We start from the raw sequence: 26,256 nt of genomic DNA, 5'->3' as shown, positions 1-26,256 counted from the left end.
ATAAAAGCGATGGCCTTACCACTGCGACAGGTGATCGGCCGCAGCCGGCAACGGCTCAAAAGCTGGCTGATAGAAACCACCAAACTGGTGGTGCTATACGGCGACAAAGAAACCAAGACCAACACCGTGTCTTTGCAACAACTATTACAAATACCCGATACCCAAACCCGGAACACTTTATCTTTGCAGTACTACAAAAAACAAAGCCATCAGCACACAGGTAACGACCAATGCCGATGGCTTCAAAAACAAAAACCAAAGATATGAGGAAAAAAATTGTCCCTGCGGATAACCGCAGGGTTTTGTCTTTCCCTTAAGTTGACGGCTATGGTGTATACACGAACCAAGGCGACTGAGAGTTCAAAATTTATCTCCCGAAAGCTACGGCTGTTTACACTTCGACAAGCGCGGCGCTTATAACTTACAACTTATCACTTAATACTTACAACGGCTGTTCGCTTCTCCCTTGCCACGTAAGCCGTATCTTTGCGCCTCAGTAAAATCCCGGCACAGCCGGCTCAACCGTTTCAAAGAATGATACACAACTTCAACTCAGGTCCGTCTATTTTACCAAAGCAGGTTTTCGAACAGGCAAGTCAAGCCGTACTTAACTTCAATAACTCCGGCCTCTCGATCCTCGAGATCGGTCACCGTACACCGCAATTTGAAGCAGTACTCGAAGAAGCACGCAGCCTGGTTAAAGAACTCATGCAACTCGACGACGACCACGAAGTGTTGTTTCTTCATGGCGGCGCCACCACGCAGTTCATGCAGATTCCGATGAACCTGCTCAATGATAACCAGATCGCTTCCTATACGGACACCGGTACGTGGGGTAGTAAAGCGATCAAGGAAGCCAAGCTTTTCGGACATGTGGAGATTGCCGGTTCCAGCAAAGACACCAACTACACCACCATTCCGCATCAACTGAATGTATCACCAACAGCGGCCTACCTGCATATCACCACCAATGAAACCATTGCAGGTACACAATGGCATAACATCCCTTATGATGCTGGCGTACCACTGGTGGCAGATATGAGCAGCGATATCTTCAGCCGTGTGCTGGACTTTAACCGTTTCGGGCTGATCTACGCAGGTGCACAGAAAAATATGGGTGCCGCCGGTGTCAATCTCGTTGTCGTTAACCAGCAATTGCTTGGTAAGGTCAACCGCAACATTCCTTCTATTCTTGATTACCGCAACCACATCAGGGAGAAAAGCATGATCAATACACCGCCCGTATTCGCGATCTATGTGGCGATGCTCACACTCCGCTGGCTGAAAGCAGAAGGAGGCGTAAGCGAAATGGAAAAGCGCAATGCAAAAAAAGCAAACCACTTTTACGATACACTCGATTCATTGCCGTTATTCAGGGGACCTGTGGCCAAAGCAGACCGCAGCCTGATGAATGCCGTATTTGTGATCGACGACGCGGCAACAGAAAAAGAATTTCTCGACCAGGCTAAAAGCGAAGGCTTTTACGGCATCAAAGGACATCGCAGCGTGGGCGGCTTCAGAGCGTCCATGTACAATGCCTTATCTTACGAAAGCGTGGAAGCGCTCACCCAGTTCATGCAACAATTCGCGGCCAGCAAAGGCTGATTTCAACAATAATATTTATACCATTATAAGCAAATAACAACTATCAGTATGGCGATCATTCAACCTTTTAAAGCGCTGCGCCCCCGTCCGGATCTGGCGGCAAAAGTGGCTTCCCGTCCCTATGATGTTCTCAACAGCGAGGAGGCCCGCGAAGAAGTGAAAGACAACCCATTTTCTTTTTTACATATTACCAAAGCTGAAGTTGACCTGCCCGCCGATACCGATATTCATAGCCAGGATGTTTATGACCGCGCCAAAGAAAATCTCCATCAGAACCAGGAACATGGCGTGCTGTCCGTTGAAGAAAAACCCTGCTATTATATTTATACTTTGGTGATGAACGGCCGCAGCCAGACCGGTCTTGTATGCGTTTCCGCCGTGGAAGACTATTTCAACGACGTCATCAAGAAACACGAATTCACCCGCCCTGAAAAAGAAAAAGACCGCATCGATCACATGCGCACGATCGAAGCACAAACGGGTAATGTTTTTCTTGCCTATAATAACGTAGCCGAGCTGGACCAGTTGATCGCCAACTGGAAAGAGCAGCATGATCCGGTGTATGATTTCACGGCTGAAGACGGTATACAACATACGATCTGGACAGTAAACGATCAGGCCGCTATCGATACGATCACCCGTCTTTTCGCGGAAAAAGTGCCGGCAACCTATATCGCCGACGGTCACCACCGCGCAGCTTCAGCAGCTAAAGTAAGCCAGGCGCTGCCCGACAGCGAAGAGGCCCGTTACTTCCTCACCACCATTTTCCCCGCCAGCGAACTCGCCATCATGGACTATAACCGTGTGGTAAAAGACCTCAACGGCCATTCCAAAGAAGACTTCATCAGCGCGCTGCAGGAAGACTTCCTGGTTACCCTCAGCGACGAACAGGTGAAGCCTTCCAAACTCCATGAGTTCGGCATGTATTTGGATAATCAGTGGTACCTTTTGACGGCCCGTGAAGGCACATACAACGATAATGATCCCATCGGCGTCCTTGATGTAACCGTTCTTTCCGAGAACATTTTGGACAAAGTCCTGGACATCAAAGACCAGCGCACCGATAAGCGTATCGACTTCGTAGGAGGCATCCGCGGACTGTCCGAACTGGAAAAACGTGTAAACAGCGGTGAAATGAAGGTTGCATTCAGTTTGTATCCTGTTACCATTCACCAGCTTTTTGATATTGCCGACAGCGGGAAGGTAATGCCGCCGAAGAGTACCTGGTTTGAACCCAAACTCCGCGACGGATTGCTCACACACCTGCTGTGAGCTGTCTTAACAGAACGCTAAAAAATGCGCTTCCTGTTTGATGGAGGCCTTTAATATGCCTATTTTGCCGGCCGGTTAGCCCGGCTTGATAGAATAATACCCGATTATGAAGAAACTTTTCCTTTTATTGCTTACAGGTTGCCTGGTTACAGGAGCCTTTGCCCAGGACGACGATATCAAAACCATGCAGGACAATGCCCGCGCCTTTATGCGGGCGTCCGATTTCAATAATGCCATCATGGTGCTGAACCGGGCATTGGAAAAAGATAAAAACAACCTCGAGTTGCAGAAGGATCTCGTAATGTCTTATTACCTGAAGCGCGATTATAACAAAGCGCTTCCGCTTGCCAAAGCCCTGATCGACCGAGATGATGCAGACGTTGTCTGCTACCAGGTGGCAGGGAATGTGCTGAAAGCACTGGAAGAAGTGAAGGAATGCGACAAAATGTATAAGAAAGGACTGAAGAAATTTCCCCAAAGCGGTCCACTTTACAGTGAATACGGTGAATTGCTTTACGCAACGAAAAACATAACCGGAGCCATCGATCTCTGGGAAAAAGGTATCCGCAATGCTCCTTCCTATGCAGGTAATTACTACAACGCCGCGCGTCATTATTTCTTTACCCATGATAAAACATGGAGTGTGATCTATGGCGAAATCTTCATCAACATGGAAAGTCTTTCCGAGCGCGCAGCGGCCATGAAACAATTACTCCTGCAATCTTATAAAGAAAAACTTTTCGCGGGCAGCGACCTGATGAAAGGCGAGGAAAAAAATAAAAATGAATTCAGCCGCGCCTTCCTCGAAACCATGAACAAGCAATCTTCCCTGGCATCGAAAGGATTGACACCGGAAACACTCACGATGATCCGCACACGTTTCATCCTCGACTGGTTTCAAAGCCCCAACGCTACAAAATTTCCTTACCGCCTTTTTGACTACCAACGACAGCTTATTCAGGACGGAATGTTTGAAGCATACAACCAATGGCTTTTTGGTACGGTACACGACCTGGCAGCGTATGACAACTGGACAAAATCTCATGCCGAAGCGTATGAGAAATTTTCCAATTTCCAGAAATCACGCGTTTTCAAAATGCCCCCGAATCAGAACTATCAATCAAACTGATTTTATAAAGACCATCACCCGATGGTCTTTCTTTTTATATGCATTGGAATATGGTTAAAAAGTTTTAATAGCAACTATTTTTCCCCGCTTTTTCCTTACTTTGTAAGAGGGCATGAAACAGGGCCGCATATTCATAACGACAACGACGAACCATATGGAATATCCTGCCTTTCGCCTTTTTGATGCCATCCGTAATCAGTTGGAAAAGTTTCCCAAGCCCGACATGCTCAATGCCAAGGTAAACGGTACCTGGAAAAACTATTCAACTGCAGAGGTTGAAAAAATAGTTAATCGTTTCTCGGCAGGCTTATTGAAATCAGGCGTCAGCGGTCACGCTCTCACTGCGGAGTCGAGCGACAAGATCGGCATCATCAGCAACAACAGACCCGAATGGGTTTTTACCGATCTCGCGGCACAACAGATCGGCGCTATCCTCACTCCTATTTATCCCACAACCGGTATGGCGGAACTGGAATTTATTCTCAGCGATGCCGGTGTTAAATACATGTTTGTCAGCGATGCGGCTTTACTTGAAAAAGTACAGAGTATCCGCGACAAACTTCCCCTGCTGCAGGAAATATTCACTTTTGAAAAAATAGAAGGCGCCCGTCACTTCCAGGAACTGATCGATCTGGCAGACGATCATGCACTGCTGGAAGTAGAACGCATCAAAAATACTATTCCACAAACGCATACAGCTACCATCATTTACACATCCGGCACTTCGGGCAAACCGAAAGGTGTGGTGTTAAGCCACGGCAACATCGTGAGCAATGTGTATTTCTCAAAGGCCAGTTTTCCCTTCGACGACGACCCTGCGCAAAAAGCATTGAGCTTTCTGCCGCTCAACCACATTTTCGAAAAGATGATCACCTATGTTTATCTTTTCAGCGGCATCAGTATTTATTACGCAGAAAGCCTGGAGACCATCGGTGATAACCTGAAGGAAATAAAACCTGACGGGTTCACCACCGTTCCCCGCCTGCTGGAAAAAGTGTATGAAAAGATCATGGCCAAAGGCAATGAACTGACAGGCATCAAACGTGCCCTGTTCTTCTGGAGCGTAGCACTCGGTACACATTATGACTTCAACAACAAAGGCAGCATTTTTTATCGCATAAAACTGGGCATCGCCCGCAAACTTGTTTTCAGCAAATGGCGCGAAGCATTGGGAGGGCGCATTTCATTCATCGTTACCGGTGGTGCCGCAGCTTCCGAGAAACTGCTTCGTATTTTCAGTGCAGCAGGTATTCCCGTGTTTGAAGGATACGGCCCTACGGAAAACAGCCCTGTGATCAGCGTGAACCGCCGTGCAGTCAGCATGTTTGGCACCGTGGGTCTTGTGATCGAGGGACAGGAAGTAAAACTGGCGGAAGATGGCGAGATCATGGTGAAAGGGCCAAGCGTGATGCAGGGATATTACAAACGTCCCGACCTCACGGAAGAGACGTTGAAAGACGGATGGCTTTATACAGGAGACATCGGCGTATGGATTGACAACAAATACCTGAAGATCACCGATCGCAAAAAAGAGTTGTTCAAAACGAGCGGCGGTAAATACGTGGCGCCTCAGCCGATCGAAAATAAAATGAAGGAAAGCCGTTTCATCGAGCAGATCATGGTGGTTGGTTCGGAACGTAAATTTGTGGGAGCGCTGATCGTTCCTTCGTTTACCGCTGTGCAGGATTGGATGCAGGAACACAATATTCCCTTCACTACACGGCAGGAAGCTATTCAGAATGACCAGGTATTAAAAGTATTCCGTGAAACGGTGGATCGCTATAACGAAAACTTCAACCACGTTGAACAGATCAAAAAATTTGAACTATTGCCGAATGAGTGGAGTGTTGATACCGGCGAAATGACGCCCAAACTTTCCATGAAACGTAAAGTGATCATGGAGAAGCACAGGGACGCAATCGAGCGGATTTACGCGTGAGTAAAGGTGAAAACGGAATGTGAAAATATGTCGCCTTCGGCAAATATGTAAATGTGAAAATGAAACAACCATTATTCACTATTGACCATTGACTCATTCACCATTGACCATTCACTATTGACCATTCACGACTGACGCTCATTATCAAATTTTCAAATCTTCAAATTAGCTTTTGGAAAGCACTTACTCCTTCTACGATTTTTTGCGCGAGCAGGTTCCCGGATACGACGGAAACACCGTCATTCCCTCCGCAGACATGAACCTCCTGCGGAAAGCCTACATTGAAAAATTATTACAGGAAGAAGTAGGAGAACTGACCGAGGTGGAAAAAACCGTCGCCTCCAGCATCGGCAAGAAAAAACTGCTCGCCCGGGCACTTGGCAATAGCGAAGATTCACCACCTTCTTTGGGCGAACGCCTGGCCGATAAAGTAGCCTCTTTCGGTGGAAGCTGGAACTTCATTATTTTGTTTTTTATCATCCTGACGGGCTGGATGGTTCTCAATGTGTGGTGGTTCCACAACCGCGGTTTCGACCCCTATCCTTTCATACTGCTCAATCTCATCCTTTCCTGCCTGGCAGCCATACAGGCCCCCATCATCATGATGAGCCAGAACCGGCAGGAAGACAAAGACCGCGAAAGAGCAGAACACGACTATAAGGTGAACCTCAAGGCCGAGGTCGAAATCCGGATGCTCCACGAAAAAATCGACCACCTGTTATTACACCAGAATAAACGCCTGCTGGAAATACAGGAACTTCAGGCTGAAATGATGGCCAGCATCAGCAAAATGATCCGCGAAGACCGCAGCAAATCCTGAATCTACTGTCAGTTTGGCAACAATAACCCGATTGGAACAAGGCTTGCTTAGTTCGGGCAAACCTTCATTTTCCTAAAAACGTTACGTATGCAAGAAAAAGGTACCATCTCCATACACACGGAGAATATCTTCCCCATCATCAAAAAATTTCTTTATTCGGATCATGAAATATTCCTGCGGGAGCTGGTTTCCAACGCAGTAGATGCCACGCAAAAGATCAAACGCCTCTCCTCCCTGGGTCAATACCAGGGACAGCTCGGCGACCTGCAGGTGGAAGTAAAGCTCGACAAAGAGCAGAAAACCCTGACCATCAGTGACCGCGGAATTGGCATGACGGCCGACGAGATCAAAAAATACATCAACCAGATCGCGTTTTCCGGCGCTACCGAGTTCGTGGAAAAATTCAAAGAGGCCAAAGATGCCAACGAACTGATCGGCAAATTCGGTCTCGGCTTTTACTCCGCTTTCATGGTGGCAGAAAAAGTAGAGATTCAAACGCTTTCTTTCCAGGATGGCGCGCAGCCCGCCCGCTGGATCTGCGACGGCAGCACCGAATTTGAATTGACAGAAGGCAACCGCACCGAACGCGGTACCGACATTATTCTTTACATCAACAGCGAATCCGAAGAGTTCCTGGAAGAACACCGCATCCAGGAAATTCTCAGCAAATACTGCGCATTCCTTCCCGTGCCGATCAAATTCGGTACCCGCACCACTTCCGTACCCGACGGAGAAGATGCCGAAGGCAAACCGCAATACAAACAGGAAGAAGTTGATAACATCATCAACAATACCCAACCCATCTGGACCAAGTCGCCGTCTTCCCTGACGGAAGAAGATTATCTTTCTTTCTATCGCGAGCTGTACCCGATGGCAGAAGATCCCTTGTTCTGGATCCATCTTAACGTGGATTATCCGTTCAACCTCACCGGCGTTTTGTATTTCCCCAAAGTGAAAAAGGAAATGGAACTCCGCCCCAACAAGATCAAACTGTTTTCCCGCCAGGTATTTATTACCGATGAAGTAAAAGACATCGTTCCCGAATTCCTGATGCTGCTCCACGGCGTGATCGACTCTCCGGACATTCCGCTGAACGTTTCCAGGAGTTTTCTGCAGGCCGACAGCAACGTGAAAAAGATCAATACCTATATCACCAAAAAAGTAGCCGACAAACTTTCAGAACTCTATCGCAAAGACAGAAAAATATACGAAGAGAAATGGGAAGACATCGGCATGTTTGTGAAGTACGGCATGATCACCGATGAAAAGTTTTATGATAAGGCAAAAGAGTTTTTGCTCCTGACAAATACAGACAATGCCTTTTTCACCTTGGATGAATATAAAGAAAAGACCACTCCGTTGCAGACAGACAAGAATGGTGAATTGGTTTATCTCTATACAACCGATCCGGGCAAACAGGATGCTTATATCCAGTCTGCCACCACAAGAGGTTATGATGTGTTGAAAATGGATTCTCCGCTGGACAATCATTTCATCAGCCATCTGGAACACAAACTGGAAAAGACACGTATCAAACGTGTTGACTCCGGCACTGTGGATACGTTGATCCAGAAAGATGAAACCATTCCGCTTATCCTCACAGAGGAACAATCTACCGCTGTTAAAGCTGCATTTGAAAAACAGATCAGCAAACCCGGCATGCAGGTAAGTGTTGAAAGCCTGTCGCCGCAGGAACTGCCTGTTACCATTACGATGGATGAGTTCATGCGTCGCATGAAAGACATGGCACAGATGGGTGGTGGTGCCGGTATGCATTTCTACGGTACATTGCCCGACAATTATGCCGTAACGGTAAATGGCAACCATCCGCTGATCAGCAAGATTGCTTCCGCAGATGAAAGCGAACAACAACGCATGGCCAAACAGGCAATCGACCTGGCGCTGCTGTCACAAGGCATGCTCACCGGCTCCGATCTTACCGCGTTTGTCAAACGAAGTGTTGAAATGATATAATTAAAAAGCCCCTCGCCTTTGGCGGGGGCTTTTTTAATGTGAAAATGTGTTGCCTTCGGCAAATGTGAAAATGTGAAAATGAAACAGCCATATGCATGTGTAGAATCATGGCTGTTTACCTATAACTTAAAACGGCTGTGCCAACATATTTCGCCTTTGGCAAATGTGAAAATGAAACAGCCATGGTTCATGTGTGGAATCATGGCTGTTTACTTATAACTTAAAACGGCTGTGCCAACATATGTCGCCTTTGGCAAATGTGAAAATGAAGCAGTTACCATTTCATAGATGAGCGAAGGCTGTTTACTTATAACTTAAAACTTACTACTTACAACTCAAATATCCGTAATCACCTTATAATGCGGCACCAGCGACTTCATGATCATCCAGCCAATAAGATAAGCAACGGAGCAAATGGAAAAGATGATAAAATAGCCCGACTCGATGCCTTCAAAGCCGAAAAGTTTTAATTGTGTTTTTTCCGCGTAGTCGAATAATACACCGGAACCTTTATTGATCAGGTAGGAACCGATACCACCCGCCATACCGCCAATACCGGTTACTGTTGCCACTGCAGATTTAGGGAACATATCTCCCACCGTGGAAAAGATATTTGCCGACCAGGCCTGGTGCGCAGCACCTGCGATACCAACGATGATAACAGGCACCCATACCGAGTAGTATCCGAGTGGCTGCGCCAGCAAAGCCAGCAATGGAATAAACGCAAAGATTAACATGGCGCGCATACGGCCCGAATAAGGGTTCATGCCTCTTTTTTCTACAAAGAAGGTGGGCAACCATCCGCCGATAATCGACAAGAGCGTAATGGCATACAACACGGTGAGATAAATAGCACTTTCGGTCCCTGACAACTTATAAACAGAACTCAGGTAAGCCGGCATCCAGAAGAGGAAAAACCACCATACACCATCCGTCATGAATTTGCCCACAGCGAATGCCCAAGTCTGTTTGTATTTAAATGCCTGCAGGAAAGGCATACGTTTCGTCTGTACGGAATGCTCGGTATATCCTATATCGTCCTGTTGAATATAAGACAGTTCTTCTTTGTTGACTTTTGGATGCTCTTCGGGTTTTTTGAAGATGAAGATCCAGAGCCCCATCCATATAAAACCGAGGGCACCGATGATAATAAACGTTATCTCCCAACCGCCCCAGTATTTGGCGATATAAGGAATGGTGGCGGGTGCCGCCATCGCACCGATCGTGGCACCGGCATTAAAGATACTGGTTGCAAATCCACGGTCTTTTTTGGGAAAGTATTCTGCCGTCGCCTTGATAGCTGCAGGAAAGTTGCCGGCCTCACCTATCGCCAACACAATACGTGCAAAGATGAAAAACATCACGCTGGTGGTTGTCACCAATACCGTATCGGATACCTGCTTCAATGATTCCTTCGCTCCGGCAAAACTGACAAACCAATCACCGGTTATCCAGCCCGAAGTGGCAATGCCGCAAAGCGCATGCAAACACGCGCCGATAGACCAGATGAAGATCGCCCACAGAAATCCTTTCTTCGTTCCCAGCCAGTCTACAAAACGGCCGGCGAAGAGCATGGACACCGCATAGACCAACGAGAAAATAGAAGTGATGTTACCATAGTCGGTATTGTTCCAGTGAAACTCCGGAACAATATGATCTTTCCAGGTGAGTGAGAGTACCTGGCGGTCAAGATAGTTGATGGTCGTAGCAAAGAACAACATCGAACAAACCACCCACCGGTAATTCGTCATTTTCACGTTTCCGTTGGCAAGCATAATCTTTTAATTTTTGAGTGATTGGATGATGGCAAGGGCTTCTTTAGTGGCCTGCCCGATACCCGCATAGTCTTTATCCGCAATTCGTTTTTTACTGATCAGCTTACTTCCCAATCCTACTGCACATACACCCGCATCGAGCCAACTGCCGATATTCTCGCGGCTTACGTCCACACCACCTGTGGGCATGAACAACATTTCCGGGAACAGTTCGCGGATGGCACTGACAAAATCAGGTCCGAGTGCATTACCGGGAAACAGTTTTACAAATTTGCATCCCGCATTTTCTGCCACATGCACTTCTGTCGGTGTCATGCAACCCGGAATCCAAAGTTTTTTATGCAAATAGGCTACATCACATACGTCTGCATCAAATACAGGACTGATCAGAAAATCAGCTCCTGCATCAATGAATTTTACCGCCTGCTCTGCAGAACGGATCGTACCCACTGCCAGCAATAAGCCCGGCCATTTTTCATCACGCGTTTTCACCAGCAACTGGAAATTTGCCAGCGCCTGCGGACCACGATTGGTAAATTCAATCACCCGTATGCCTGCTTCATATAAAGTAGCAGTTATGCTCAAACATACTTCGGGATCGGCGTGATAAAACAGCGGCAATACTCCTTGTTGTTTTACCGCCTCAATAATTTGTTCCTGGTATTCCATGATCATTCATTAACTGAGCGAAGCGCTCTATGGATTTACCGCCTGTGCATTGAGCAGGCGTTTTACATCGTTCTCTGTCTGACGTGTGGCGTCGCTTTTTTCCTGCAGCTTGCCGAATGCCGCCGCCGCTGCATAACCGATTGTCTGCGCGGGCTCCAGTTCATTCCAGAAACCGTAGATCAGTCCGCCCATGAAACAATCACCACTGCCGATCTTGTCCACCACCAGTTGTGTTTCAAATAAAGGCGATACCGATTGTCCCGCTGCACTGTCGAGTGATGCATAGTAACGGATGCCATTGCCTTCGTCGAAACGGAAGGTATTGGCTACCCATTCGCAACGCGGATATTGTTCGCGGATCGCTGCCGCTGTTTTTGTTGCATGTGCCAGGAATACATTCTTATCGTCCTGCAAATGCACACCGGCATCAATGGGTATTCCCAATAAATTTCCTGCGGCCCAGATATTGCCCATAACCAGATCGCAATACTTCACCAGGCGCGGCATGATTTCCTGCGGCGTCTTGCCGTATTTCCACAACTTGGCGCGGTAGTTCAGGTCAATGGATATTTTTAATCCCATTGCTGTAGCAACTTCCAATGCTTCTTCCAATACTTCTACTGCATCTTCGTTCAATGCGGGGCTGATAGCGCTGAAATGAAACCAGCCGCAACCGGCCAATGCTTCTTTCCAGTTGATCATGCCCGGCTTCAGTTGCCAGTAAGAGGAGTAGGCACGGTCATAAATAACACCGGCATTTTTCAGGTCAGCACCTTGCGGAAGATAATAAGTACCAATGCGCTCACCGGAACGATGAACGACAGATGTATCGATTTCGCGTGAGCGAACGTAAGTCAGTATTTCGTCGGTGAGATAATGATCAGGAAGCGCTGTACCATATCGTACAGGGACATTCCAGCAGCCGAGTGCGGTAGCTACATTGAGCTCGGCTCCTCCGATATAAACAGGCATGGAGTTTTGTGCTATCCACTCTCCGCCCAAAGACGGCGACATGCGCAGCAACAGTTCTCCAAAACAAAAAACAGTTGTATTCATAAGCCTAACCCGGTCACCGGAAACGTTACCGGTGTTTTTTTCTCAAATTCAATACCACGGCGGGTTTCGCCGGAAAGGTGAAAAATACGATGTGCTGCGCACAACACAAAAAGAAATGTGCCTGCACCGCGGAGTCAGCGCTTATTTTTCCGCTACAATCGGCGTTGTTTCCAACTGCCAGTTGAAATAATTTTTATTGTTGTTGAAACAAATATCTTTCACCACAGATCCGATCCATTCGATATCGTTGGGCAGTTCTCCGTTTTCTACTTCTGTTCCCAAAAGATCACACAACAGGCGGCGGAAATATTCGTGACGCGGGAAAGAAAGGAAGCTGCGTGAATCCGTCAGCATGCCTACGAAACGACTCAGCAGCCCCATGTTGCTCAACGCGTTCAATTGACGCGTCATGCCATCTTTCTGATCGAGGAACCACCAGCCCGAACCAAACTGCACTTTGCCCGCAACAGATCCGTCATTGAAGTTGCCGATCATCGTTGCCATCAGTTCATTGTCGGATGGATTAAGATTATACAGGATCGTTTTAGCAAGGTGATTGTCGGTATCGAGTTTATCAAGGAATCTTGACAAGGCACGTGCTTGTGAAAAATCTCCGATTGAATCCCATCCTGTATCCGGTCCGAGCGTTTGCATCATGCGCGAGTTGTTGTTGCGCAGCGCACCCAGGTGAAATTGTTGCACCCAGCCTTTTTCCCAATCCCATTCTGCAAAGTGCAGCAGCATCGCCGACTTGAATTTGCGTTGCTCGCTGTCGTTCAGATTTTTTCCGCCATGGACTTTATTAAAAATGGCATCGATCTCCGAACCTGTAAAGTCTTCCGCATAAATTTCCTCCAGGCCATGATCCGAAACGGAACAACCCATCGACGCAAAGAAATCATGGCGGTTTTGTAAGGCATACAGGAAATCATCGAACGATGAAATGGACGTGCCGGAGGCACCTTCCAGTTTTTTCAGGTAGGCATTGAACTTCTGCGGATCGCTTACATTCATCGCATTGTCGGGACGGAAAGCGGGAAGGATCGGAATTTCAAATCCCTCTTCTTTCATTTGCTGGTGATACTCCAGCGAATCCACAGGATCGTCAGTGGTACAAACCACTTTCACATTCATTTTGCGGAGCAGGTTGCGAACCGAATACTCGGGTGTTTGTATCAGTGATGTACAGGTGTCATAAATCGCACGTGCGGTTTTCGGACTTAATATATCGTGTACATTAAAATAACGTTGCAGTTCGAGATGCGTCCAATGATACAAAGGATTTCTCAACGTGTAAGGAACGGTTGCCGCCCACTGTTCAAATTTCTCCCAATCTCCGCGGTTACCCGTGCAGTAACTTTCATCCACTCCATTGGTGCGCATGGCTCTCCACTTGTAGTGATCACCATACAGCCACGCCTGTGTAATGTTTTCAAAACGCGTGTCCTCTGCTATCTGCTGTGGGGGCAGGTGACAGTGATAGTCGATGATCGGCATGTCTTTCGCATATTCATGATAAAGACGTTGCGCCGTAGCGGTATGCAGCAGAAAGTTTTCGTCGAGAAATTTTTTCATCGGTTACATATTTACAGTGGCAGCGGACTGCCGGTTAGTTATAATGATACGCCTCTTTTCCAGGGAATAAAATCATCCTGGTTCAACAGCACTGCTTTCGGCGTCACTTCACCGCTCGCAGCTTTGATACAGTATTCCAATATCTCTTCACCCATTTGTTCAATGGTCTTTTCGCCATCGATAATAGGACCGGTATTGATATCGATGATGTCACTCATACGACGCGCCAGCGCGGTATTGGTAGCCACTTTGATCGTCGGACAAACGGGGTTGCCGGTTGGTGTGCCCAAACCTGTAGTGAACAAAATAAGTGTGGCGCCACTTGCAGCCTTGCCTGTAGTTGCTTCCACATCATTACCCGGTGTGCAAACGAGATTGAGACCGGGCTTCACGGCAGGTTCTGTATAATCAAGCACATCTTCCACCGGTGAGGTGCCGCCTTTACGTGCAGCGCCCGTACTCTTGATCGCATCGGTAATCAGCCCGTCGCGGATATTACCGGGTGAGGGATTCATATGAAAACCGGAGCCTACTTTGTGCGCCGCATCGTTGTACGCCGTCATCAGGTGCATGAACTTTTTTGCAGAAGCTTCTTCTTTGGTGCGGTCGATCAGGTTTTGCTCAGCGCCACAGAGTTCGGGAAATTCTGCGAGCAATACTTTCGCGCCCAATCCGACCAGCAGGTCGCTGCAATAGCCAACAGCCGGGTTGGCAGAGATGCCACTGAAACCATCGCTGCCACCACATTTCACACCGACCACCATTTTATCGAGCGGTGCGGGTTGGCGTTCGAATTTATTTATTTCGATCAAACCCAAAAAGGTCTGGCGGATCGCTTCGGTAATGAGTTGCTCCTCGCTTTGTGATTGCTGCTGCTCGAAAATGTGCAGTGGCTTATCAAATTTAGGATTACGTTCTTTCAGGTCTTTAAGAAAATCTGCCACCTGCAGATTCTGGCATCCCAGGCTCAGCACGGTTACACCCGCCACATTCGGATGATCGGCATAAGCCGCGAGCAGTTTACTGAGAATAGCCGCATCCTGGCGAATGCCGCCGCATCCTCCCTGGTGATTCAGGAACTTGATACCGTCTACATTCGGAAAAACGCGGTTCACCGGATAAACGGATTCACGCAGATCGAGATCGGCACTGCTGAGATCGGCGCCTTCGCGGTACAGTTCGAGCAGGTGATGTGTTTTCTGTTTGTATTTATCAGTAACGGAATAACCGAGTTCGTTGTGCATCGCTTCGCGGATCACATCGAGGTTGCGGTTCTCACAAAAAACGGTTGGAATGAAAAGCCAGTAATTGGCCGTACCCACACGCCCGTCGCTTCGGTGATAACCATTGAATGTGCGGCCTTCAAAACGCGAAACATCCGGCGGCTGCCAGCTATAGTTATAAGGACGGAAGAAAAAGGGATCCGCCGCGTGTTTGGTATTCTCCGTTGTCATGCGACCTCCCGAAGGCACAAACACCTGGGTCTTTCCTACAAGCACTCCATACATGGTGATTTCATCACCCGCCTGCATATCCTGTGTGAAAAATTTATGTTTGGCAGGAATATCATCCTGCAAAGTGAATTTTTCACCGTTGAATTCAATCTCCTGTCCTTTCGCCAGGTCCCGCAATGCCACCAGCACATTGTCTTTGGCATGGACCTTTAACACTTGTTGCATCAGTTATATTTTTTGTAGCACAGCATTGCGGAGCGTTTCATTGGCTCCTTTCTGCTGCAATGATTCCAATTCATTTTTAACAGCCTGCGCAAAACCGGGAAGCTGGGTAAGATCGGTATCCCACTGTTCTTTGTCCGACAATACACTTTCCACGAGTGCCGTTGCATCGTTGCCGGCTTGTTCCCATTTTGCGGCAAAGTAACCAGCCTGATCATCCTGTATCGGATAATTCACACCATTGAGCGTTCCTTCAAAACGGTTATCCGCTACGGCTTTGCCATTCATGAATAACAGGTAAGCGGCAAAACCAAGCGCCATGTGTGCAGGCACTTTATCCGTATTGGCATAATGACGCAACAGCACCGGGATGTTGCGCATTTTCATTTTCGAAGTATAGTTCAGCGTGATGGCAATCCATTGATGTTCGAGGAAGGGATTGCGGAAACGATCCAGCAAACGTGCAGAAAAATCACATGCTTCGCTGTACGAAATCGTTTCATTGCTCACGGCTCTTGCCATTTCCTGTATCATCAGGTTATGGACAAACACGCTCATCTGTTCGTCGGCCATCGCTTCTTTCACGGTGGTAAAACCTGCAAGGAAGGCCAGACCGCAACTGAATGTATGCGTGCCGTTCAGCAAACGCAGTTTCAGTTCGCGGAATTTCTCGATATCGGGTGCAATTATCACGCCTTCATCCGCTGCGGCAAAAGACAATATTTCTTGTACGCGATCGTCTGAAGCTTCGATAGCCCAGAGACGGAAAGTCTCGGCCATGATCATCAGGTCGTCTGTATAGCCCAATTGTTTAGTAGTAGCTTCCTGGTCGGCCGGCGAAAGTTTACCGGGCACAATGCGATCCACCAATGAATTGCAGAAATAGTTGGATTGCTCAAGCCAGTCGATGAAGGAAGTTTCCAGGTCATGACGGCGTGCCTGTTCCAATACGATTTCACGCAGCTTATCGCCGTTGTTCACGATCAGTTCGGTGGGCACAATCACCATCCCGCTGTTCGCTGCTCCTTTGAATACGCGGTAGCGTTCATAGAGAAAGGCGAGCAACTTTCCGGGAAACGAAGCCGGTGGCGCTGCATGCATATCATCATCAGTCAGCACAATACCTACTTCAGTGGTATTGGAAATGATCAATTGCATATCGGGGTTAGCGGCACAGGCAAGAATATCTTTCCAGGCGGTGGCGGCATTCAGCACGCGGCTTACGGAAGAATTGACGATGGTTTCCTGTTTTTCCTGCCCATTTTCGATACCGCGAACACAAAGTGTGAACAAACCATCCTGGCTTTCGAAAGCGTCGGTGCCACCGCTGGCTGTAGACTTTACCACAACGATGCGGCCGTTGAAAATTCCCTGGCGGTTGGCTTTATCGATAAAATAATCCGGCAGACCGCGCAGCAGCACACCGGTGCCGAATTGTAAAACCTTTTCGGGCAGCGACAATAACTTTTCATCTGGCAGCACCAATCCATCAGCGGGTTGTATCTCTTTTACTATTTTCTTCGAAAGTTGCATAAGTATCCTTTATAAAAACAAAATCATTTCTTCTTTGTTTGCTGCAGCAGCCAGCGAACCCAATCGGATGCGGCTTTGAAATTTTCGTACTGCAGCGGCAATTTTCTGCCATCCACGTATTCGTTGTAAATCCAGGGATCGCCAAGGGCGAAAACAACACCTTTGCCGTAACGCGCCGTAGCCATCGCCACATCGTTGCCGGCCTTGAGCAGCGGCGTAGCGGGTGCACTCAACTGGAGCGTGCTGATCTCTTTCAGGTAAACGTTTGCTGCGGTGCGGAAAACGGGATTACCTTTCGGAATGATCACTTTTCCCTGATCGTACTGATTGTTTTGTACCATCAGTTTGTTGTCTTCGTTAAAAATGATCCCGAATTTTTTCGCCAGTGTATTGAACTGTTTAAACTCTGCATTGCCGGCATCATTCCCCAGCAATACCAGCACGCCGCCATTTTTTACCCAGGTGGCGATTGCCTCAACATCGGCGGGCTGTACGTAATTCGGTTTAGCCGTTTCCTTTTCCGTATCGGGATCCACGATGATATAAACAGCAGCATTTTTCAGATTGGCGGCAGTGGGTGCGGTTTTCAATGTAGCGGTTGAAGCCCCGTATTGTTCAAACAACTGACCAAGGAAATTATACCCGCCATTGGAACGGTCGTCCCAGGTATAATGCCAGCCCCAGGTGCGTCCTGAAGCATCTTTACGCCATTCGTTGTTAAAATAATTATCGAGCAAAACGGTTTTACCTTTGCCGGTGGAAAGTTTGGGGATCATTTCAATCTCCGTAGCGGCAAGAATGAATGCGCCCATTCCTTTGGGATCGTTCACGATTACTTTTTCGCTCATATAATAATCAAAGCTGCCGTCGCGGTAGGGTTTACCACCGAGACCTGAAACGCTCACCGTGCCGGAAAGATTGGTAAGACCGGCACTGTCTTTCTGAATGAATTTATTCACGAGTCCCTTGAAACCGAGTTGTGCTTTTGCCTGGTAGGAAGCCGGGAGATAACCTTTGCGAACGCCTTTGGCCAATGTGTACACGAGCATGCTGGAAGCGGATGCTTCGAAGTAATTGCGTTTCTCTTTAGGCATGTCCACAATATCATACCACAGGCCGGTTTTTGCATCCTGCACTTTGGTAACGGCGGCGGCAAAACGATTCAGGATAGCGATGATGCTGTCGCGACCGGGATGATTGGCGGGAAAATAATCGAGTACGTCGACCATGGCCATACCGTACCAACCGAGGGCACGCGCCCAAACATGCGGAGAGCGGCCGGTGGTTTTGTCGGCCCACTTTTGCGTGCGGCTCTCGTCGTAACCATGATAAAGCAGCCCTGTTTTTGCATCGCGGGCATTCTTTTCCATCAATACAAACTGGCGGGTCACATCATTGAATATGGTGTCTTCGCCAAACACCTGTGCGTACTCGGCATAGAATGGCTGGCCCATGTATAAGCCATCGAGCCACATTTGCCAATCATAGATCTTCTTGTGCCAGAAGCCGCCTTCTTTGGTGCGGGGATGTGTAATTAACTGCTGACGCAGGCGATCGACAGCTTTGCGGTATTTGTCTTTGCCTGTTACGCGGTAAAGCGTGAGTAACAACTTCCCGTTATTGACATGATCGATATTGTAGGTGTCAGGATGATAATCTTTGATCTCGCCCTGGTCGTTTACATAATGATCCATGCTTGTCTGGATATAGTTGAACCACTTCGGGTCGCCCGTAGCTTCCCATATATGTTCAACACCTTTGAGGATCACGCCCTGATCGTAGCTCCAGCGCGCGGGCGTTCCGGGCCGCATGGAAAAAGAATCGGGCCAGATATGAATGGCGGTGTTGGCCAGTCTTTGCGAATAAGGCTCCTGCGCAAATGCGGTGGAGCCTGTCAACAATAATAGTAAACCGAGTAGTTGTTTCAGGGGTCTGCTCATAGCCATCATTATTCTTTAGCGCCTAACTCAAAACTCACTTTCTTCTTTGCCTTGCCGGCATCTGTGCCACTGGTATTGATCTTGTTGCTGCGTTCTCCGCTCACGCGGAACAACAGTTCGGCCTGGTCGGCATAAGTGAGTTTATCGAAGGAAATATTATCACTGTTGATGATATCCACCACCGGGTTAGTGTCTTTGGAAATCACTTTTACATTTTTGAAACGGATATCAGTCGCTTCCTGGATATCGATGCCCTGATCAGCCTGCAATACCATGTTTTCCAATGTGATGTTTTTGATATGCATTTCGGGAAGGCCGCGGATGAACACAGCTTTGCTGGCACCGTTGCAATACACATTGCTGATATGGAAATTGCGGAACTGCGGCGTAGACTCGTCGACAGGTTTCATTTCTACTTTCGGCAGTTCACGTTTTTCTCCTGACAGGGGAATAGGATCTTTAGCCATGTAATACATGTCGAAAAGAATGGCTTCTCCCGGGATATCTTTCATGTAGATATCCCTGATGAAAATATCTTCCACGATACCGCCGCGGCCGCGTGTTGTTTTGAAACGCAGACCGATATCGGAACCAACGAATGTGCAATTGCTAACATGAATATTGCGTGCGCCGCCGCTCATTTCGCTGCCGATCACAAAACCACCGTGGGAAGCATAAACGGTACAACCGCGGATGATCACGTTTTGTGTAGGCTTACCTCTTTTACGTCCTTCGGCATCGCGGCCGCTCTTGATACAGAGGCCATCGTCGCCCACATCGAAGACGCTGTTTTCGATGAGTACGTTGCTGCAACTTTCCACGTCGATGCCATCGCCGTTCTGTGCATACCAGGGATTTTTAACAGAAACGTTTCTGACTGTGAGGTGATCTGTCATGAGCGGGTGCAGGCACCAGGCGGGACTATTTTGAAAAGTAACCCCTTCGAGCAAGACGTATTTGCAGCTTGTGAGTACCACGAGGTTGGGACGGAGAAAATCTTTGATGCTGTTATAGAAGGCTTCATCTTTTTCGGGGCTGATAGCACCCGGATGTTGCATCTGGTGTCCTTTTTTTGATTTCTCGGAAGGATACCATGTTTTTTTGTCTTCGCTCAACACACCGCCGGAATTAATAAGTTTTTTCCATTGGCTTTCGGTGAGTTTGTCTTTCTTAACGGAGCGCCAGATATCGCCATTGCCATCTACAATACCTTTACCGGTGATGGCGATATGTACGGCGTTGTCGGCGGAGATGGGAGCCTGGTTGCGCATCTGGTCCAGACCTTCCCAGTTGGTTTTTACAAGGGGGTATTCATTAATGTCTTTGGTAAAAAGCAAGGTAGCACCTGTTTCGAGGTGGAGGTTTACGTACGACTTCAATACGATGGGGCCGGTGAGCCACAGTCCTGAAGGCACGATCACTTTACCACCGCCGGCTTTGCTGCAGGCGTCGATGGCGGACTGGATAGCTTTTGTGTTCAGGGTATTGCCGTCAGGCACAGCACCATACCGGGCAATGGGGAATGGTGTAGCCTTCAATTTAGCGGCTGTGATGACCGGCAGTTTGGGTGCGGTCTGAGCCGTTAAAGTCCACGAGAACAACAGCAAAAATGCAAGGAGAGCAAAGTTTCTATTCATAGCACGCAATCCATTTTGAAACCCGGCACGCCGGGGTTAGGAGCTACAAGTTTACCCCAAAATAGTTGACCGTGAAGCAAATAGAACCATTTATTTACGCAATCGTTGCCGGAAATAACAGTGCGGGATGGATGGGTGAGCGGAGTTTTGTAAATAGCGGCTGAGAGGGAAACAGGGCTGGCTCACAACATACTACCGGCTCCAGTTTTTGCGCATTTCGGTCAATAATTGCTGTTCTGTCGGAAGATACAGTTGGTATTGGCTTGCATAAATCCTGTTATTATTTTCAGGCAATGAGTACTGAACCACCGCATTGTTTTTATCCGCACATAATAATATGCCGATAGTTGGATTTTCTTCAGATAGTTTTTCTTTACGATCATAGTAGTTGACATACATCTGCAACTGGCCCAGGTCTTCATGCGTGAGTTTATGCGTCTTTATTTCCATGATAACAAAACAACGAAGAAGGCGATTGTAGAACACGAGGTCGATAAAGAACTCATCACTTTCCAAAAGAATACGTCTTTGTCTTGCTACGAAAGAAAAACCATTTCCCATTTCCAGCATAAACTCCTGCAGGTTGGTAATGATGGCGTGTTCAAGATCCTTTTCATAATAAGTAGATTCTCTCTTTAATCCCAGAAACTCGAGTACCATGGGATCTTTTATAATTTCCGTCGCATTTTCCGGCGCCTTCAGATTTTTTGCTACGGCCAGCACTTCTTCCGGGTTATTGCTGAGTAAAAGTCGTTCATAAAGCTGGCTGCCGACCTGCCGCTCCAGTTGCCTGGCAGTCCAGCAGTTTTTTATCGTTTCAGCCATATAAAATTCTCTTTTAGATTGATTTTCAATCCTGATAAATATGCGAAAATGTGTCCAATTGAATTGTGAACGCAGTGCGTTCACAATTGGATAAACCTTATAAAATTGTCTGTATAGATGTAATTGTCTTGTAGAAAACCCGCTGCCAAAAGCGGGTTTTAATTCGCGCGAAAGGCTGCGTATTAAAAATTCTCCGTATGCAGCCCGTTGTTGTCCTTTTTGCTCTTCTTCGAATATTATGCGTCCTATTTCCCAATACATGCGTACGCGCTGCGTATCTACAGCTCTGACTGCATTTTCTCTTGCCTGATGAATGACTGATTGCACCTGTTGAAGTACCTGTGGGTTGAGTTCCATTTTAATTGATTTTAAAAATGGAAGATGGCGGTGTAAAAATAACCGGACGCAACCCATTAGCCGGTGAAAAAACACTTAATACAAAACGAACATCCTTCACAATCAGACCCTTACCCCAATGTGCATTTTTTTAACATCGCCGGACGGCGAAAACGCTTTACCTTCGTGTATATTATACACATTAAATTCGCCTCGTGCGGGTCATCCCATCACCAAAACGAATAAACCATGTGCACTACAACCGAACAAACACCACCGGAACAGCAAACGGCTGACCAACCTAAACAGGACATGCCCGCCAGGCCGGTACGCCCTGATCATGAAATACTGTACAATTATTTATTTCAGGGAAAAATCACCATGGAGGAATATGTTTTCCTCACCAAGAAAAAGATAGAAGGCTCGATCGGAGGATGATCAGGAAGCCTTAACGGCCTGACGCGCCAGTAATTTCCATTTACCTTTCGCTTTGTACCATACCTGCATCACCTGCAGTTTAACAGTACCCGGCTTGCCGCTGTCATTTGTCGCCGCTTCCAGGTGATGACGGATAATCGCCGTATTGCCCGCAACACTCACCGTCTGGCTGGTAATCGCAATCGTGACAAAGTCAGACCGGCCGCTGGTTATTTTTGCCACGAATTCTTTTTTGTTTTCAACAGCACCTCCGGAATGACCATAGCTCAGTTGCTCATCCGCCAGTGAACTCAATGTGGCACTGTCCGCATCGATCATCGCTATCCGCAATTTTTCCGCAGCCGCTGTTACGGCTTCCAGCTTCTTGTCTTGCGCAGCAGCACCCATCACCAGCACCAACATCAACAGCAGAACCATTCCCTTTTTCATAATTCATTTATTTAAAAAAAATGCGGCACCCTACTTTTTGTAAGATGCCGCATAAAGGTATTTTATTTTTCCAAACGTTTTTACCAGAATCGTGCATAAAGCGCACCGAGGATCATGAGTGTGATCACGATCATCACCACAGTCTTCGGTTTCACCCGGAACATTTCCGCATCGATCTCAAAAGCCTTCGGATTCACACGTGGTCCGGCGAGACTGATACCCACCATCGTGAGCACCGTGAAGAAGAACGACCAGCCCATGTTGATCAGGAAAGGAATTTCCACAATCGTATGCACTACGCCTTTCTCCATTTTCTGGTATTCAAACGCCGTATACAACCAGGTTTCTTTTCCAAAGAGCGATACCGCATAGTTGTTGAAGAAGATCGCCAGCACAAATCCAAGGATCACACCAACGAGTGCCGCAGTACCTGTTGTACGTTTCCAGAACATACCGAGGATAAACATCGCAAATACACCCGGACTGATAAAGCCCGTATATTTCTGAATAAAGGTAAATCCACCCTCGCCGCCAATACCCAGCAGATCCTCCCAGGTAAACAGGAGCGCAACCAGCATTGCCACAATTACGGTAGCACGGCCAATCCATACCATCTTCTTTTCTTCCGCGTTTTTGTTCAGGTATTTCTTATACACATCCAATGTAAAGATGGTAGAGATGCTGTTAGCTTTACCCGCCAGCGATGCCACGATCGCCGCTGTCAGTGCCGCCACCGCCAGCCCCTTCAACCCTGTAGGAAGGAAGGCAAGAATGGCTGAATACGCGTTGTCTTTCACACCATCGAACCCTGGCAATTGCCCGTTTTTATGCAGTACATAAGCCGCGATACCCGGCAACATTACAATCACCGGCATGAAGAGTTTCAGGAATCCGGCAAACAGGATACCCGTACGGGCCGTTTGCAGATCCGCTCCCAGTGCACGTTGCGTGATATACTGGTTACATCCCCAATAGTTCAGGTTTACGATCCATTGCCCCGCAAAATACATCGCGATACCCGGCAGTACCACATATTTCTGCACATCAAGGTTCTCCGGCATGTCGATCGTGGTAGTAGTGACTTCCGGCTTGGGCAGGATCATCTTAAAGTGTTCCGGTGCCTGGCCGAACAGTGTTTTCAATCCCGCTATGGCATCTCCGTTTGCAACATTATTGATGCGTTCGTCTACAATTTGCAGCGCCATGTATACGGTCGCAAATCCGCCAATGATCAACACGGCTACTTGTATTACGTCGGTATAACCGATCACTTTCATACCACCCAGCGTGATGAGCAGGGCCATGGCCATCAGCACGATCATGATGATATGCAGGTGTCCGCCACCCAGTAATCCATTGATCGCTACGGCACCGAGATAAAGAATGGAGGTAAGATTTACAAATACATACAGAAACAGCCAGAATACGGCCATGATCAGCGCCACCGTTTCGTTATACCGCGTTTTCAAAAACTGCGGCATCGTATATATTTTATTTTTCAGATAAATGGGAATAAACCAGATGGCGATAATGATCAGCGCAATAGCGGCGATCCATTCGTAGGCAGCTACCGCCGTTCCCACAAAAAATCCTTCACCGCTCATACCGATAAACTGCTCGGCAGATATGTTAGATGCAATCAGCGAGGCACCAATGGCCCACCAGGTAAGTGATCCTTCCGCCAGAAAGAAGTCTTTGGTATTCATCGTCGACTTTCTCTTACGCCGGTAGATCCAGTAACCATACCCGGCTACCAATACGAAGTAGATAAAGAATATTACGTAGTCGGGAGTTGAGAGATTGTTCATATGGTTGTTGCGATTCGTTAAGTTAACAACAGGCCGGGCCTTGTTGATCAGGTTTTAAATGTAAAGCAATTACGGTATACTTTTTACTATCCCGCTTTTTTGAAGGGCCGGACAGTACAGGATTGTACTCTATAAAACAAATCCGCTACCGGAGTAGCGGGATTTGCTTCGTACTAAAACGCCTGCTATGCTTGTTTACTTCTTGAGTCCCTGGTAAACGCCATCGTAGGCCACTTTCCGTTTGAAGTCTTTGTCGTACAACAACGGATGATCGGTGCGGCTCTGGGTTACCACAATCCAGCTTCCCGGATCATCTACACCCCAGATAGTGATGCCATAGCGCTGATCGGCAGGCACACTTCTGATGTATTCCTGCACCACATATTTATACATCGCTGCCTGGGTATTCAACAGCGCTTCCGTGGGTGCATACCACGCAAAGTTGTTCGGGTTCACGCGTATGTCCAGCTCCGTGATCTTGATCTTCAGTCCGGTTGCTGCCAGCTTGCGGAACATCGTGGCGATGCCGTTAAACGATGTATTGATGGATATGTGCATCTGCGTGCCGATGCCATCTACTTTGGCTCCCCGGTTTTTCAGTTCGGTTACAAATTTGATCAGCGAGTCGAGCTTGGCAGGACTGCTTTCCAGGTTAAAATCATTAATAAAGAACAGGGCCGTAGGGTCGGCGGCTTTGGCATAGTTGAATGCTTTCAGCGCATAGTCTCTTCCCAGGTATTCGGACCATACAAATTGATCCGTTACGTTGCTGGGCGTAGGCGTGTTGGTATTGTTGCGGATATTGCCGTCTTCGGTAAATAATTCATTCACCACATCCCATGCACGCACTTTGTTTTTGTAGCGGTTCACGGTTGTCGTGATAAAAGAACTGAGCGATTCATCTACCTTTTGCGTTACCTGTGCGCCTGTGGGAGGCGTTACCAGCACACTGAATTTCACATCATCGATAAACAGGGTTCCCGCGGTTTCACCAAGGTCAAAGAGAATGCGCGTTTGCGCATCCTGCGCGGTAAATGTCCACGTGATCTGTGTCCAGGAATTACTGATGGTCTGATTACCCTGGTATTGCGCAGTAGGTTGTGTGGAGGTACGCATGATATAACCTCCGGCAAGTGAACGCACCCAGAATGAAAGCACATATTGCGTACCGATGGTTGTATTGATCAAGTCACTCGCAAATTGTACCCGCCATTGGTTACCGGCGTTGTTATTCGGGTTAACCACTTTCAGCGAGCGTGTACCTCCATGCACTTCGGATGCCCCTGCGCCTTCACTGAAAGTGGCGCCATTCGTATTGTACACATTCCAGTTGGTAAACGTACTGCCTGATCCCGCTTCGAAATCTCCGTTCAGGATCAGATTGGTAGCGGCAGGAATCGTGATGCCGGCATAGCTCTTCAGGTAAGTGGCATTCTGATTCTGGTGCCAGCCGAGTGTGTGGCCATAAATATCTAACCCGCCGACCGCATTCACCAGTGCATCGGCCCTGGTGAAATCCATCGTGCCGTTATCGCGGACAATAGCGCCGTGTTTCATCTGGTAGCCGAATGTTACATTGTCGAATTCTGTTTTGACAAGGTTGGCATAGTTTGCATTGCCCATCATCGGCGTGTAGTCGATGGCCACGCCAATGGGAAAGTCCGCAGCTTCCTTCAATGTTTGCTGGTTGGCCGCCGGATCGAATGTATCGACCTGGCTGGCACCCATATCGATTTTTTTACAGGCATAGAATTGCGTCAGCAGTACGCCCGTTGTCAGTATAAGCAAGCTTTTGATTGTTCTCATAACACTTTAGTTGG

Annotated in this window: 20 protein-coding genes; 8 read left to right on the top strand and 12 right to left on the bottom strand. The window is 47.7% G+C overall.

Annotated features, from left to right (window positions below; all coding sequences use genetic code 11):
* From H608_RS0108250 to htpG, 7 genes are all read left to right on the top strand, one after another.
* Positions 1-267: hypothetical protein (locus tag H608_RS0108250; RefSeq protein WP_028787263.1), on the top strand; the 267-nt coding region annotated here is incomplete at its 5' end.
* A gap of 267 nt (positions 268-534) precedes the next feature.
* Complete coding sequence (gene serC, locus H608_RS0108245; RefSeq protein ID WP_028787262.1) at positions 535-1,605, top strand: 3-phosphoserine/phosphohydroxythreonine transaminase; 1,071 nt, start codon at positions 535-537, stop codon at positions 1,603-1,605.
* A 48-nt stretch (positions 1,606-1,653) separates the two neighbouring features.
* A complete protein-coding gene (locus tag H608_RS0108240) occupies positions 1,654-2,877 on the top strand; it encodes a DUF1015 domain-containing protein (RefSeq protein WP_028787261.1) in 1,224 nt (407 codons plus the stop codon).
* Between the two features lie 106 nt (positions 2,878-2,983).
* Positions 2,984-4,006, top strand: a complete 1,023-nt coding sequence (locus H608_RS0108235; protein ID WP_028787260.1) for a tetratricopeptide repeat protein — start codon at positions 2,984-2,986, stop codon at positions 4,004-4,006.
* A 154-nt stretch (positions 4,007-4,160) separates the two neighbouring features.
* Positions 4,161-5,945, top strand: a complete 1,785-nt coding sequence (locus H608_RS0108230; protein WP_028787259.1) for an AMP-dependent synthetase/ligase — start codon at positions 4,161-4,163, stop codon at positions 5,943-5,945.
* Between the two features lie 172 nt (positions 5,946-6,117).
* Complete coding sequence (locus tag H608_RS21700; protein ID WP_051268134.1) at positions 6,118-6,765, top strand: DUF1003 domain-containing protein; 648 nt, start codon at positions 6,118-6,120, stop codon at positions 6,763-6,765.
* 87 nt (positions 6,766-6,852) lie between these two features.
* Positions 6,853-8,739, top strand: coding sequence for a molecular chaperone HtpG (htpG, locus tag H608_RS0108220; protein ID WP_028787258.1), 1,887 nt, complete (start codon positions 6,853-6,855; stop codon positions 8,737-8,739).
* A 335-nt stretch (positions 8,740-9,074) separates the two neighbouring features.
* Here the strand turns inward: htpG and H608_RS0108215 are convergent, their stop codons facing one another.
* The 9 genes from H608_RS0108215 to H608_RS0108170 form a co-directional block, all read right to left on the bottom strand.
* Positions 9,075-10,514, bottom strand: a complete 1,440-nt coding sequence (locus H608_RS0108215) for an MFS transporter (protein WP_028787257.1) — start codon at positions 10,512-10,514, stop codon at positions 9,075-9,077.
* Between the two features lie 6 nt (positions 10,515-10,520).
* On the bottom strand, positions 10,521-11,183 hold the full coding sequence (locus H608_RS0108210) for a beta/alpha barrel domain-containing protein (RefSeq protein WP_028787256.1): 663 nt from the start codon (positions 11,181-11,183) through the stop codon (positions 10,521-10,523).
* Positions 11,184-11,210: 27 nt separating this feature from the next.
* Entirely contained in the window at positions 11,211-12,239 is a 1,029-nt protein-coding gene (locus H608_RS0108205; RefSeq protein WP_028787255.1) for a sugar kinase, read from the bottom strand.
* Between the two features lie 141 nt (positions 12,240-12,380).
* Positions 12,381-13,814 carry a glucuronate isomerase gene (uxaC, locus tag H608_RS0108195; RefSeq protein ID WP_028787254.1) on the bottom strand — a complete coding sequence of 478 codons (1,434 nt, stop codon included), beginning with the start codon at positions 13,812-13,814 and terminating at the stop codon, positions 12,381-12,383.
* Positions 13,815-13,852: 38 nt separating this feature from the next.
* A complete protein-coding gene (locus tag H608_RS0108190; RefSeq protein ID WP_245565738.1) occupies positions 13,853-15,493 on the bottom strand; it encodes a UxaA family hydrolase in 1,641 nt (546 codons plus the stop codon).
* 3 nt (positions 15,494-15,496) lie between these two features.
* On the bottom strand, positions 15,497-17,023 hold the full coding sequence (locus tag H608_RS21695; protein ID WP_038007797.1) for a tagaturonate reductase: 1,527 nt from the start codon (positions 17,021-17,023) through the stop codon (positions 15,497-15,499).
* 23 nt (positions 17,024-17,046) lie between these two features.
* Positions 17,047-18,963 carry a glycoside hydrolase family 88 protein gene (locus tag H608_RS0108180; RefSeq protein ID WP_028787252.1) on the bottom strand — a complete coding sequence of 639 codons (1,917 nt, stop codon included), beginning with the start codon at positions 18,961-18,963 and terminating at the stop codon, positions 17,047-17,049.
* Positions 18,964-18,971: 8 nt separating this feature from the next.
* Entirely contained in the window at positions 18,972-20,600 is a 1,629-nt protein-coding gene (locus H608_RS0108175; protein WP_028787251.1) for a glycoside hydrolase family 28 protein, read from the bottom strand.
* Positions 20,601-20,792: 192 nt separating this feature from the next.
* Positions 20,793-21,782 carry a PDDEXK nuclease domain-containing protein gene (locus tag H608_RS0108170; RefSeq protein ID WP_028787250.1) on the bottom strand — a complete coding sequence of 330 codons (990 nt, stop codon included), beginning with the start codon at positions 21,780-21,782 and terminating at the stop codon, positions 20,793-20,795.
* A gap of 228 nt (positions 21,783-22,010) precedes the next feature.
* Between H608_RS0108170 and H608_RS0108165 the strand changes: the two genes are divergently transcribed.
* Positions 22,011-22,199: a hypothetical protein gene (locus H608_RS0108165; protein ID WP_028787249.1), complete on the top strand. Its 189-nt coding sequence runs from the start codon at positions 22,011-22,013 to the stop codon at positions 22,197-22,199.
* Here H608_RS0108165 and H608_RS0108160 read toward each other — a convergent pair whose 3' ends face one another.
* The 3 genes from H608_RS0108160 to H608_RS0108150 form a co-directional block, all read right to left on the bottom strand.
* Positions 22,200-22,628 (bottom strand): nuclear transport factor 2 family protein, encoded by a 429-nt coding sequence (locus tag H608_RS0108160; protein WP_028787248.1) that lies wholly within the window; start codon positions 22,626-22,628, stop codon positions 22,200-22,202. It abuts the gene before it with no gap.
* Between the two features lie 80 nt (positions 22,629-22,708).
* Complete coding sequence (locus H608_RS0108155) at positions 22,709-24,436, bottom strand: sodium:solute symporter family transporter (protein WP_028787247.1); 1,728 nt, start codon at positions 24,434-24,436, stop codon at positions 22,709-22,711.
* A gap of 195 nt (positions 24,437-24,631) precedes the next feature.
* Entirely contained in the window at positions 24,632-26,242 is a 1,611-nt protein-coding gene (locus H608_RS0108150) for an endo-1,4-beta-xylanase (RefSeq protein WP_028787246.1), read from the bottom strand.
* Between the last annotated feature and the right edge of the window lie 14 nt (positions 26,243-26,256).

The organism is Terrimonas ferruginea DSM 30193 (assembly GCF_000425585.1).
GTDB classification, from domain to species: Bacteria; Bacteroidota; Bacteroidia; order Chitinophagales; family Chitinophagaceae; genus Terrimonas; species Terrimonas ferruginea.
The sequence above is the reverse complement of the archived record's forward strand: the minus strand, read 5'-3'. Positions and strand labels throughout refer to the sequence as shown.